Here is an 11,787-nt window from a genome sequence, read left to right on the forward strand (position 1 = left end):
GAGTTAAGACGCATTTATGGGGGGGATAATTTGCTAAAGAGATTTTTTAAAAATGAAAAAAAAGAGGAACTATGGCGAGGGGGAAACCCAAATGGCCGTCCTAAATTAACCATCGATGAATTTAAACTGTCGTATTTAAAAGGTGCTGGGAAAAGTAATCGTGAAATTGCTCGAATACTAAGTGTTTCTGAAGCAACTATTAGGAGACGGTTGAAAGAACAAAAATAATTGGATACTCTATGTAGAAAACGTATAGGAACGAATAAACGTTTGTATAGAAAGCATGTAGAAATGCACTTTTTTATGGGGACACCGAAACACTAGGCTCTGCCTAGTCTATCACCCCAAGTGATAGCAGATTTTCCTTATGCTCTTTCTTTTCTCATAATCTAAATACACTGGTGGACATCATTAGTATCACAATGATAGATTAAGGATTTTTCCTACATAGGTGAGATCTCAATCGGTAGATTGCTTGCAGCGTTAAGCTCCATAGTAGATTTGCTAGCAAATCCATTTGCGCTCCCAGCGCAAAAACGGGCGGAGATTATATGGCACACTCCGATAACAAAGCGCGGAAAGTTGAAGTACACAAAGGATGATTGGGAACAATTTGATGCAAAGGCAGAGAAGAATCGCTCACTTTTTTTACGCGAAATGATTGTAAAAACGTTGAATGAAGATACACAAGTCTAGAAAGAGTAACTTTATATAAATAAATAGAGTAACTCTAAATAATAAAAGTAACTTTATTATAAAAGTGCGCTTCATGATAAACAGCTGTTTATCATGAAACTTCTTTTTTATATTGCTAATAAGTAAAGCTCTCGTCGAAAAGATTGAGAGCTTACTTTTTTAATATTTTTTATGGAAAGGGAAAAATATAACTATTAATAACATTCCTAAATACAGAGGATACTTTAAAAATTCATTTGTTGAATATCCTAATAAATAAGTCATACCTATTAACATCATTACTATACCAATTGCAAACAAACCAAGTCTTATTTTTTTCTTCACACATTTCCCTCCAAATTTAAAATTCTATTCTACCTCATTTTTGAGCTTGCCTCTTTTAGTTTAAGTAATATCGATTGTTGCGAGGCCTAAATAAGTCGGCTCTACTAACCTTATAACTAATTTTAGAGGTGTTTTTCCTCCTGCTCTTTCTCTTATTTAAAAATATGGTATCAAAAAGGGACAGCTTTATGCTGTCCCTTTTAAACTTTTAGTTCAAAAAATAGAAAAAGTCTATTAGCTATCGGATTTTTCGTTCTTAAAATAATTAATTTAATGGAATGGTTGATTTTAAGGTTAATACATTCCCTTTGTATAACAGATGTACATCAAAAACAATAAAAGGAGTGTTTTATTTATGGCTAGTGCTGTCATTGATGCAAATATTGCAGTAACAGGTGTTACAAAAAATACTAATGGAACAATTAAAGTAACTTATAAAGTAAAGGTGAAAGATGCAGGGAAAACAGGCATTTCTATTGGCTACGAATGGCCAAGTAATTATCGATTAAGTGATAGTAGCTTTACAACAGTAGCTAATACTGTTGGTACTCATACTATTACCCTACCTAAACCAAAAGTTAATGCTATTGGAACTCAAAATGTTGTCGCTAAACTTTCAGGAAGATACACGGAGAGCAAACATCTTAAGTCAGTATTTAATTATCCTGATAAAAAAGAAGTAACATATCATGAGGTTAGTAAATTAGATGCTGGAGCTGAATACTTTGTAGTTGTAGGTTTAGGTGCCGCAATTGAGTATTACTTCAAAAAAAGTAAAATTGGATTCGTTTTAGGCAAAGCATATTTGGGATTCATCACTTATTATGGTCTCACTAGTGTTGGTGTAATTGAAGATTTCCCACCAGCAGTTGTAGGACAGTATCTAAAGGTTACAACTTGGTATTCTTCTCAAGGATTCCATGTGAAAACGGAAATTTGGGCAAATAAGTCTTCGTTCGATAAAAAGGCAAAAGCCATTTATGTTGGAACAGCAGTTTCTAAATGGTAAAACTTTGTTTACAGTCTCAGACTGTAAACAAAGTTGAACAAGTATCATAGTATGCAAAATTTTATACCAGCCAGTAAAACAGCCTCAAAACGTTGGCAAACCAACAATGTATAAAATGCTGCATATACAATAACTTGTGATTTAAATGAAAAGGCAGTAATGACAAGGTTCCCTTATCGTTACTGCCTTTTTCTAATGTTATGTAAAGTGAAAATGTATGGACATAAATAATTTTTTTAAACTTTTTTTGAAAAAAGGTTGTTAAATCGAAATGAAATTACCTTTATAGAGTGTTAGATGGTTAGCCAATCATAACAAATAAAAAATTACCTATTTAGGAGGAATTACATTATGGCTTCATTTATTCTTGGTACTCGAAAAGGTGCTTCTACAACATTCACGTATCCACGCGCGGGTATGCTACAGTTGGATTATGTAATGGGTCTAGCTGTACAATATTTACAAACTAAAACAGCAGAGTCTACTATGGCAAATGGTTTGTCTCGTGTTGAAATGGCGGGAGCTTTAGGAGATGTTTTTGGCACTTCAAGTAATACAACGATTGCCAATCGTATCGCAGTGCATATTTGGCCTGAAACAAGTGTGCGACAAGCCTTTGCAAGTGCTGCTCAAGCTGGTCGTAATAATATCAAGTCAATTCACAATAACGTTGAATCGGGTGGTTACAAATCTGTCACTGTTAAGGTTTCTTACACAGAAGTGTACAACCTTGCAACAGGACGTACTGTTTTGACAGTTATTGATTCTGCTTCGGCTACTTCATACAATAAATAATATCGTACAAATTTAAAAAACCTGCTTGTTTAACAGCAGGTTTTTTTGTTATTGAATCCCCTTTAAAGCATCGAAAAATTCATCATCACCGTTTAGAATCGTATATTCATAAAGGAATTTATCTTCTGTTTTAGTTGAATCGTTATCTAAATCTAGAAATGCAATTTGTTTTTTCTTTTCGGATACGTGCAATCCATATCCTTTATTTGATTCGATGTCGATAGCATAATCAATATCTTCATACGGAGTTGCACCGAGTGTTTTTTGTACTTGTAAGTTGTTTATCGCATTCATAATTTGTTTTTGTTGTTTTTCGTCTGTGACATTTACTCTATCAGGATTTAGCGGTTCTGATTCAATAATACGGATGTTTAAAGAAGTTGGTTTTTCATTTAAATTGGCATCATCAAAAATCTCTGCTACTGTATAAACTTTTTCAAATTCAGCTTTAGCAATGGCTTCTTGTTTTTTTAATTCTTTATTTTCATATACATCCCATCCCATTAATCCAATAACGACGGCAAGAACACTAATTGTTATGAAGATACGTTTCCGCATGTTTTTCCCCCTATTTCTTTTTGTAATTAAATTATACCAAAATTTGTATCGAACTGTTGTATCCAGTTTCGTTATATAAATTAGCAGAAAAATAAAATTCAGATTTTTTAAAAAAGTTGTTGATTTGAAATGGATTTCCCTTTATAGAGTGTTAGCTAACAAAAAACAAACAATAGGGGGAATTAAAATGGGTCTTTATTCAGACACAAGAACGGTTGATGCAACTGTAGCACAACTCTCAGAAATGGTTCGTGCACAAAAGAAAGTAATAGATTTGCTTGAAAGTAAGAATATAAGTAAATCTATCATAACAGACACATACAATTCATACGGGGGAGCTGTTTTAGGACTTGTATTTGTAGCAAGCACAGCGGCTTCTGTAGCAGCAGGGTTTATGAGTCTGTTAACAAGCTTGAACGCTGCTGAAAAATCATGGTTGTTGAACGATGTAAACACGGGATACACACAGCTTTTAGAAACTTACTTCATGATGACTAATGGTAGTTGGGTTAAATGTAATATGACACTTACGGTTAACGTTGAACGTCCTAATTACGAATTTGCCTTTATCAAGTCTCGAAAATTAAATAGCTTGACAACTCCTGGTGGACAAGTAACATATCCAGCTTAAAAAAAAAGGCACTTACAATTGAGTAAGTGCCTTTTATTTTGTTGCATCTTTTAAAATAGTGAAGAAATCGCTATCGTTTACGATGGCATAATTTTCTCGATTATTAACAATATGCAGTGACTTTTTGTCTGAAATAAGATACATTGTATAACCTGTATTTAATGAAATCGTTATTCGGTAATCATACTCACTGGGTTTTATTGTTGTTTTAGCAAATTTTGCATTCTGAAAAGCTTGTATAAGCTTTTTTTGCGTTTCTTCTGGAATTTCAATTTGTGTATATATATCTTTTTTATTTGTATCAATGGTATGAACGGTTATAGTCTGCTTTTCCACATTAAAATCAGCGTTTTCGAATATCTCCGTTGCAGAGTATTCAGCATTTTTTATATCTGTTGTAGAGTGGTCAACGTGTTTTAATATATCTGTTGTGGAGTCGCTTTGGTCTTTTTTTGTAATTAAAAAGCCAACAGCGATGACGATTACAAGTAAAAACAATATAATTATATTTTTTTTCATATAGACCCCCTCTTTTTCTATTAACAGAATTATAACAAATTTTAGAAATTAATGAGTTTTTTTAAGGATTTTTGAAAAATGGTTGTCAAACTGTCTATAGATTTACCTTTAATAAAGAAAGGAGGGGTTCGATGGGAGAATATGAATTTTTAATTGGTTTGATTAGCAACACAGGCTTTCCGATTGTCGCTTTTTTACTGATCTTTTGGAAGTTCGATAAATCACTAGGATTGCTTGCAGAAGCTGTGAATAATAACACGAATGCAGTTCAATTATTATTACAAAAAGAAAACCAAGAAAAAAAATAAGTAATTAAATTGTTACAATAATAAATGATATTTCTTTCTATTTTTTTGATGTTAAATTTGTAAAATGAACATAATTATGGATGTGAATTTTCTTTTTTTGCCCTAAAATAGAACATATGTTTCTTTTTTGGATAGGAGTTGATTTTTTGATTCAAAATCGTCTATTAAAATCTTTTTTAGAAAATGAAAAAGTAAGCAAGCTGTATAAAAGTTATTTAGAGAATCCTGCCCCTCATACGAGAGACACTATTGAAAAATTATTTAAAATCCACGTTCGAAAAATTCAATTACTTAGTTATTTTTCCCATGTTTTGTATTTTGAATCTCAAAGATATGACAAACAAATCCGTTATAATAACCAAGTTAATCAGTTAACGTTAGATAAAGGCATTAACGATGGTGAAAACAAATTTATTGATTTAATTCCCGATGAAAGTATTGATGATTCTGAGTGGATACATTCTGACTTCACTCATTTGGAAGTAATTTTCGAGGACAAGCAACTATATAATATTGTTTCGAAATTAGGACCAAAAAAGAAATATATATTGCATTCTATTTTTGTAGATAATCTCACGGAAGAAGAAATTTCAAAAAAATTAGGTACTTCAAAACAAGCTGTCAATAAAGCTAAAAACCAGGCTTTTCAAAAGATTAGGCTGGAGTATTCAAAAAAATCGAGGTGATGTTGATGCCAATAAATGAATTAAGTGAATTAAGAAGTATGGCATTCCAACAGGAGGTTCTAGATATGTTGCAGCCTAAAATTAAATCAGTTTTACATCAGACCAGTTTTCAAAATAGGATGGATTTAGAACAGGAAATTTCGTTAATGATCATTAGGGTTGTTAAAACAAAACAATTTAGAAAAGTACCTTCGTTTTTCGAACTTATTGAAAGTGAAAAAATTATATAAAAACGCTCCACTCTTTTTTCTCCGGAAATGGACAGCAGTTGTACCGTTACCTGGAGAAAAGTAATAGTATTATTAGTTAACTAATATAAACTAATATATTAGAAACTATTAGGAGAGTGAATAGTATGTGGGAGCTGACAAAAGACAACAACGTTTCCGAGCTTATTGCGAGTAAAAAATCGTTAAAAGAGCTTAGAAAGTTTTTAAATACACGTGATACAACCATAAGAGAAGTATTTAATTCATTAGGGTACTTCTATAATAAATCGCAACATGAATGGCAACGTGACGCCAATTTTCCGGATAAAGATATGACTTTTAATGAAGCATTGGCACAGTTAAAAGCAGTATCACCAAAGCAAACTCCTAAAGTGAATAGAAAACTAATAGAAGTTAATAAAGAGCTAATAAAAACTAATAAAGAACTAATAGAAACTAATAGTCAGCAAAACCTAGAGGTTTTGAACGCCATTGGCCTGTCAGAAAACGAGTTTCATGTGTTAAAAAAGATGATTCAAGAACGCATTCAGCAAGAGGATCAGCATGAACAGTTACCAATTTTTAATGAGATTGCGAAATTAAATACCAGAAGTAGAAAAAATAAAACGTATTACATTTCAGAGGAGTTAGTGGCAGAAGTAGATCGTGTGGCAGATGAGTTAAATATAAAAAAATCACAGTTAGTTGAGGTTGCACTATTAGAATTTTTCAAGCGTCATGGCTCTATTCAATAAACTAATAGAAACTAATAGTCAGAGAATATATTTACAAGTTACGAACTTTAGCGTATGGTAAGAATAACTAAATCGAACGTAAAAAAGCCATTCCACAGTGACTAACATCGGATTGCCGTCCTTTGTTAATCGCCTTATCGTACCGAAACTACGATGCAGCTTATCGTGAAATGACTTATTTTTTACTGTTAGATGATACATAGTATCTATATATGTCATTCTAGTATGAATTAGACGACATTTCAACAGTTAATTAAAAGGTCATTCAAGATTATTCTTTAATCTAAAGCGTTTTGCATCGTTAAGACACGATGTGAAACGCTTTTTTGCTTCAAAAAGGGGCAACTACCATGAAAAATAAACTAAAAACTACACCAAACCAAGCAGTCCAAACATTTATTACATACGGCAATCAAAAAGGAGACCGGCAACTCAAAGAAGATCGCCTGCAGCAACTAGAAGAAACTTTGGCAGCACAAGGTATTTATCCTGGGGAGAAAGTACATAGAGTGTTAGAAAAATTGATTTATGACCTTACATACAACGGCATTATCAAAGTAAGCCGAGAGCATTTAAGTAAAAAATTAGAGGTTGGATTCAATACAATCTCAACAGCTTTCAAGTATATGGAGCAATCCAAGCTATTTATCCTGTCCAGAAACAAATCCGGAAAGACGAATAGTGGTTGTCGTGTCATTGTGGATGTGCAGCACGTTAATTTTGAAAGCATTTTAAGCGAAGTTTTTCATCTAAATGCGTATGAAATTGCAATCGTAAAAGATGAATTTAAACAACCAAATAAACATCAAAATAAACATCAGGATTTGGCTCAAAACACTGTTATATCAACGCTGAATGGCTCAAATTCGACTCTTAACTATAATAACCAAATTAAAACAATAAAAGATATAAAGACGTCTACTAAGCATGCGTCTGATAAGAAAAGTACTCTTTACAATCGTTTAAAAGACCTTTATCAAGCCCGTACAGGCTCTTTAGAGGGCTTTAAAGCCTTTGTGGGTGTTATCTATGGGTCGTTGAAAAAAATCAAAGCAGAGGACAAGCTAGGGCTATATCACGGCCATTTAGAAACAATCATGTATCAATCCTTAGATGCAGCCATTTCAGCGAGCGATCAATACGTGAAAACCAACCGTTTAGCCTTACTAAGTGCCATTATTCGCAACAAAATCAACGATTTAACGGTTTCGAATGCATCTACAGGGTCAGAAAAAGAGAAAACTAGAAAAGTAGAAGTAGTCCCAGCATGGTTTACGACGCGTCATGAGCAAGAAGAAGAAGTAACCGAAGAAAAGAAAGCCTATTTTGCACAAGAACGTGAGCGAATTTTGGCCAAGTTACGGGATCTTTAATCCAATGAGGAATGGTGAAAAATCATACCTCTAGTTTACTGTGCTCATTTTTACTATTGAAGATAGGAGTGGAAAGAAACATGCAAAAAAATAACGCATTGTTAGGAGTTCATATTCGAAGTAAAAAAGAGGCAGCAGTATTAAAGCTGCATCACAAACAATATATATGGCTTATTCCAGAACATTTAATGGAGTTGAATATCCAACCAGGAGATATTGTAGCAGTTGGAAAAGGTGCTCCCGTTCTAGTGATGGCTGTTTTTAGAGATGATACAGAATCTCATAAATATATCTATAGGTTCTTAGAAAGATCTCCACAATCTTCGGAGAAATTAATGAAGATTTAATAAACATTTTCCTTTCTAGTTTGATGGAAAAATCAAATTAGAGGCCATTAACGTTTGTTTTAAGATGCTTATTTTATTTTTGCCTTATTTAACTTCATGTTTTAATTTCAAAAGGCTTAAAAAGCTCGTAAGAAGCTTAGAGAGTCGAACCTCCAAAGATTGGCATTGAATTTGGGTCTTATCGAACACCCCTTTCCGACTTACTAATTGATGTGATGTTGAAAAGAGATTTTATGCAAAGTTTTATACAACATTTTCATCGAATTTCGGACGGTTTTTGCCTATTTCACAATGATGTATAAAAAATGTATAGCAATTTTGAGGCGTGTCATTACAAGAACATTGTAATGACGGGCTTTTTCGTGCTTCTACAACTTCCCACTCTGGTTGTTATGTCAACTAATCATGTATGGGGACTGTATAAAATTTTGGGCTATCGTGGTAATGGAATGGTATACTAGGGTATGTAACCCCCTTTTACCTTCTGCACAAGGTAGAGGGGGGTTATTTGTATTATCCAATTGATATTTATGGTTCAAAATGGAGAAACTTTAAAACACTATAAAACGTTATAATATTTGGAAAGTGGTTAATTTTATGGTAAGTTTACAAATTTATGATTTTATACACATTATTCTTGCTATTTTCACCATTTCATCACTTTTAATTACGTTTTTTATTTTTGTACAAAAAAAATCTAACCAAATTATTAATGGTATTACATTAGGTTTATTTTCTTTAATAACTATTGCAGTTTCAGCTATTACTGTAATAATAGCTGGCTATGTAGGCGACGAAATAAGTGAGGGTGGAGATAGTATTTCTTTAATTATGTTTATAATTATTTTGTTACTATGTATATTAAATGGATTTATTTATACAACACGTCTGAAAAAGTTCACATAAATTTAGTGGTTTTGAAAAAGTTAAAAAAAGCCCAGTTCTTTTCAAAAGAATTAGGCTTTTTTTTTTTACTTATTTTTCGGATTACAAGCTTTTGCAACTACTTCATGATAATTGGTTGTTGTACGCCAAGGTTCTATATTCCAAGGATTTTTTAAACCTTTAATTGTATCAGCATGACAATGTAATTGTGCTTTCATATTTTGAGCACATGCTGAGTTACAATGAAGAGATGTAGTTCATGCCAGAACATTTTTATACATATCTAAATAATTCAAGCGTTATAAATCGTTTTTTTGCTTAGAACTATAAGGGTTTATCGGATTTTTTTAGGGTGGACAAAAAAAAAGCCTTCTGTTATCATGAAATTGTCGATATTTCAAAATTTACCAGTGTAATTTTGGGTTATTTGGTATTTAGAGTTAAATATTAACGTTTAAAGTTGTATAAAGCTTATTTTTGTAAAGCGAGGTTATGCCCGATGTGCAATTGGCGACGCTCGTTGAAAATCGCCTTCCAGAATAAGAAAATCATTCAAACGTTGAATGAGCGTGAAAAAGTAAAATGGGTTTTCTTAACGTTGACTATTCAAAATGTCGAAAGTGACATATTGAAAAATACTATGGATCAGATGGCTAAAGCATGGAATCGTTTTGCTGGTTATGCCAAATTTAAAAAGTCAGTTAAAGGCTATTTTCGGGCAATAGAAGTAACTCGGAACTGGGATAAAGAAAATGAATGGTATGGGACATATCATCCTCATTTTCGTGTGTTGCTTGCTGTGCCGAATAGCTATTTTAAGAAAAAGGATTTTTATATTACACAAGCTGATTGGACAAGTATGTGGCAACGTGCTATGAAGTTGGACTATAAACCAATGGTTCATGTAGCAACAGTGAAGCCTAAAAAGGAATCACCTGATTTTATGAAAGTGGAACAAGAAATGAAAAAAATAATTTCTGAACGAAATGCTATTTTTGAGGTTTCCAAGAATCCGGTAAAAGATACAGATGTAGTTCGTGGCGATAATGTCATACCTGAAAATGTTCGAATTGTTAAAGATTTAGATACAGCATTGGCGTATAAACGGTTGATTTCTTATGGTGGTCTGCTGAAAGAAATACATAAGGAATTAAATTTAGACGATGTGGAAGATGGGAGCATAATTCACTTTGATAATGACAATGATGAGTTTGCTAATGGTGCAGTAGATGTCATGGCATATTGGCATGTTGGATTAAATAATTATGTAATTGTAAAAAGTTAAGAAAAAGTAGACAGAATAAATTATATTTACCCTGCCCACTTTTAATTGTTTTACCAATTTGTATATACAGTTTCTAAATCTGCGTATCGGCCACCTGAAGCTGCTGTTGTAAAGTCATATGGGTGAATTAAACCACCTACATGTTTTGGTGCTATTATTGGATACGCTGTCCCGAAGTTATATGCTTGCCAAACTAATTTTGAGCAGTATGTTCTATCAAATGTATGGTTGCCACTTGTTATATCGTAAACTGCATCTTTATATTCTTTTACATAATTTTTAGCCCATTTCGCTGCATCTGCAGGAGATCCTTTGTATTGACTAGTAGGTCGTACAACTTTAGTGCTTTTTCCGTATCTACTATCAAACCAAGTTGATAGTTTTTCTTTTGTGGGATGAGCTCCTGGTCCTGAAATGTGAACATAATATGTACTATCAACTACTATAGCAGCATGTCCAGATAAACCTTTACAATCTGTTTTACAATTAGTTTCCTTTGTAACTAAGATATCTCCTGCTTTAGCTGCCGTTTTATTCGGATAATTATAAGCATGTGCTTCTAATGGTTTATAAGAAAACATTAGAAGTAAACCAAATAGTGAAAAGAACAGGCATGTAAATATTTTTTTTGTGTTCATTCTGTTATTCAACTCCATATCTATTTATTTTGAAAAGAGGTTATAAATTTGAAAAAATCCATAATTTTCCCTTCTATCCTTATTTTAATTATTTTAGTATTATTTTCAACTATTGAAATTTTTAACTTTTATGGTAATGAAAAAGCTGATGATATTGATAAAGGTGTAGCTTTAGAGTTGGAGAAAGATGTGCTCAATTATTTATCCAGTAAAGGTTATAAGGAAGATGAAATTTATAAAATTGAAGTGAAATACAATCCTAAAATAGGGAATGTCCCAGATGCATATTATGTTAACGTTATTTTTTTAGATGAAAAAGATGTGACTTATAAGTATGTTGTTATAAATGGTGATATAGTTCAATCTGGACTTTCAGGTAGTTCTGGTAAAGGCAAACATGAAGAATAAGTGGACGAAGAGTAGCAAAAGCTACTCTTTTTGTTTTTTGTGATGGCTAGATGGGAGATCGGTGAAGTGTAGCAGTTGTCCATCACAATTTGCTCCTTATCCTCCCTTTGGTCCTCAAGATACAAAAATAAAAATTAATTGAGATAACTGTCTAGAATTCGGCGTAGTGAAAGGACAAAAATTTTTAAAAGAAAAGAGCATAAGGGAAATCTGCTATCACTTGGGGTGATAGACTAGGCAGAGCCTAGTGTTTCGGTGTCCCCATAAAAAAGTGTGATTCTTCCTGTTTTCTTCCCGAAATTTATTATGTTCTTCCTGTTTTCTTCCTAGCTTTTTTGTTAAAATCAGGCCATTTATCATT

At 32.6% G+C, this 11,787-nt stretch carries 19 protein-coding genes; 14 read left to right on the top strand and 5 right to left on the bottom strand.

Going from position 1 to position 11,787, the window contains the following annotated elements; all coding sequences use genetic code 11:
* The coding region (locus BFM98_RS06610; RefSeq protein WP_254659999.1) for a helix-turn-helix transcriptional regulator at positions 1 to 228 on the top strand (228 nt) is incomplete at its 5' end.
* A gap of 243 nt (positions 229 to 471) precedes the next feature.
* Complete coding sequence (locus tag BFM98_RS06615) at positions 472 to 696, top strand: hypothetical protein (RefSeq protein ID WP_004234039.1); 225 nt, start codon at positions 472 to 474, stop codon at positions 694 to 696.
* A gap of 159 nt (positions 697 to 855) precedes the next feature.
* Here the strand turns inward: BFM98_RS06615 and BFM98_RS23845 are convergent, their stop codons facing one another.
* On the bottom strand, positions 856 to 1,020 hold the full coding sequence (locus tag BFM98_RS23845; RefSeq protein WP_004234042.1) for a hypothetical protein: 165 nt from the start codon (positions 1,018 to 1,020) through the stop codon (positions 856 to 858).
* Positions 1,021 to 1,375: 355 nt separating this feature from the next.
* Between BFM98_RS23845 and BFM98_RS06620 the strand changes: the two genes are divergently transcribed.
* Complete coding sequence (locus BFM98_RS06620; protein WP_004234044.1) at positions 1,376 to 2,029, top strand: hypothetical protein; 654 nt, start codon at positions 1,376 to 1,378, stop codon at positions 2,027 to 2,029.
* A gap of 351 nt (positions 2,030 to 2,380) precedes the next feature.
* Positions 2,381 to 2,824 (top strand): hypothetical protein, encoded by a 444-nt coding sequence (locus BFM98_RS06625; protein WP_004234045.1) that lies wholly within the window; start codon positions 2,381 to 2,383, stop codon positions 2,822 to 2,824.
* A gap of 48 nt (positions 2,825 to 2,872) precedes the next feature.
* On the opposite strand, the gene BFM98_RS06630 is transcribed toward BFM98_RS06625, so the two are convergent.
* A complete protein-coding gene (locus BFM98_RS06630; protein ID WP_004234047.1) occupies positions 2,873 to 3,382 on the bottom strand; it encodes a hypothetical protein in 510 nt (169 codons plus the stop codon).
* A gap of 187 nt (positions 3,383 to 3,569) precedes the next feature.
* Here BFM98_RS06630 and BFM98_RS06635 point away from each other — a divergent pair, with 187 nt between their 5' ends.
* The gene (locus BFM98_RS06635) at positions 3,570 to 4,013 is read left to right on the top strand and encodes a hypothetical protein (RefSeq protein WP_004234049.1); all 444 of its coding nucleotides are present in this window, start codon (positions 3,570 to 3,572) and stop codon (positions 4,011 to 4,013) included.
* A gap of 33 nt (positions 4,014 to 4,046) precedes the next feature.
* Here BFM98_RS06635 and BFM98_RS06640 read toward each other — a convergent pair whose 3' ends face one another.
* Positions 4,047 to 4,532, bottom strand: a complete 486-nt coding sequence (locus tag BFM98_RS06640; protein ID WP_004234050.1) for a hypothetical protein — start codon at positions 4,530 to 4,532, stop codon at positions 4,047 to 4,049.
* Positions 4,533 to 4,663: 131 nt separating this feature from the next.
* On the opposite strand from BFM98_RS06640, the gene BFM98_RS23850 reads away from it, so the two are divergent.
* The 7 genes from BFM98_RS23850 (at position 4,664) to BFM98_RS06670 (ending at position 9,116) form a co-directional block, all read left to right on the top strand.
* Complete coding sequence (locus BFM98_RS23850) at positions 4,664 to 4,840, top strand: hypothetical protein (RefSeq protein WP_009373316.1); 177 nt, start codon at positions 4,664 to 4,666, stop codon at positions 4,838 to 4,840.
* A gap of 146 nt (positions 4,841 to 4,986) precedes the next feature.
* Complete coding sequence (locus BFM98_RS06645; protein ID WP_004234027.1) at positions 4,987 to 5,526, top strand: sigma factor-like helix-turn-helix DNA-binding protein; 540 nt, start codon at positions 4,987 to 4,989, stop codon at positions 5,524 to 5,526.
* Positions 5,527 to 5,531: 5 nt separating this feature from the next.
* Entirely contained in the window at positions 5,532 to 5,756 is a 225-nt protein-coding gene (locus BFM98_RS06650; protein WP_004234030.1) for a hypothetical protein, read from the top strand.
* A gap of 125 nt (positions 5,757 to 5,881) precedes the next feature.
* Positions 5,882 to 6,490: a hypothetical protein gene (locus BFM98_RS06655; protein ID WP_066036905.1), complete on the top strand. Its 609-nt coding sequence runs from the start codon at positions 5,882 to 5,884 to the stop codon at positions 6,488 to 6,490.
* Between the two features lie 350 nt (positions 6,491 to 6,840).
* The gene (locus BFM98_RS06660; RefSeq protein WP_066036906.1) at positions 6,841 to 7,863 is read left to right on the top strand and encodes a hypothetical protein; all 1,023 of its coding nucleotides are present in this window, start codon (positions 6,841 to 6,843) and stop codon (positions 7,861 to 7,863) included.
* 80 nt (positions 7,864 to 7,943) lie between these two features.
* Entirely contained in the window at positions 7,944 to 8,210 is a 267-nt protein-coding gene (locus BFM98_RS06665; RefSeq protein ID WP_064774786.1) for a DUF5839 family protein, read from the top strand.
* Positions 8,211 to 8,807: 597 nt separating this feature from the next.
* Complete coding sequence (locus BFM98_RS06670; RefSeq protein WP_016992360.1) at positions 8,808 to 9,116, top strand: hypothetical protein; 309 nt, start codon at positions 8,808 to 8,810, stop codon at positions 9,114 to 9,116.
* A 65-nt stretch (positions 9,117 to 9,181) separates the two neighbouring features.
* On the opposite strand, the gene BFM98_RS23335 is transcribed toward BFM98_RS06670, so the two are convergent.
* On the bottom strand, positions 9,182 to 9,313 hold the full coding sequence (locus tag BFM98_RS23335; RefSeq protein WP_016992359.1) for a DUF2599 domain-containing protein: 132 nt from the start codon (positions 9,311 to 9,313) through the stop codon (positions 9,182 to 9,184).
* Between the two features lie 242 nt (positions 9,314 to 9,555).
* Between BFM98_RS23335 and BFM98_RS06675 the strand changes: the two genes are divergently transcribed.
* Positions 9,556 to 10,380, top strand: a complete 825-nt coding sequence (locus tag BFM98_RS06675; protein WP_256389908.1) for a protein rep — start codon at positions 9,556 to 9,558, stop codon at positions 10,378 to 10,380.
* Between the two features lie 50 nt (positions 10,381 to 10,430).
* Here the strand turns inward: BFM98_RS06675 and BFM98_RS06680 are convergent, their stop codons facing one another.
* A complete protein-coding gene (locus BFM98_RS06680; protein ID WP_066036908.1) occupies positions 10,431 to 11,018 on the bottom strand; it encodes a C40 family peptidase in 588 nt (195 codons plus the stop codon).
* Positions 11,019 to 11,066: 48 nt separating this feature from the next.
* On the opposite strand from BFM98_RS06680, the gene BFM98_RS06685 reads away from it, so the two are divergent.
* Complete coding sequence (locus BFM98_RS06685; RefSeq protein ID WP_016992357.1) at positions 11,067 to 11,426, top strand: DUF3139 domain-containing protein; 360 nt, start codon at positions 11,067 to 11,069, stop codon at positions 11,424 to 11,426.
* Positions 11,427 to 11,787: the final 361 nt, after the last annotated feature.

The organism is Lysinibacillus sp. AR18-8 (assembly GCF_001705465.1).
GTDB lineage: Bacteria > Bacillota > Bacilli > Bacillales_A > Planococcaceae > Lysinibacillus > Lysinibacillus capsici.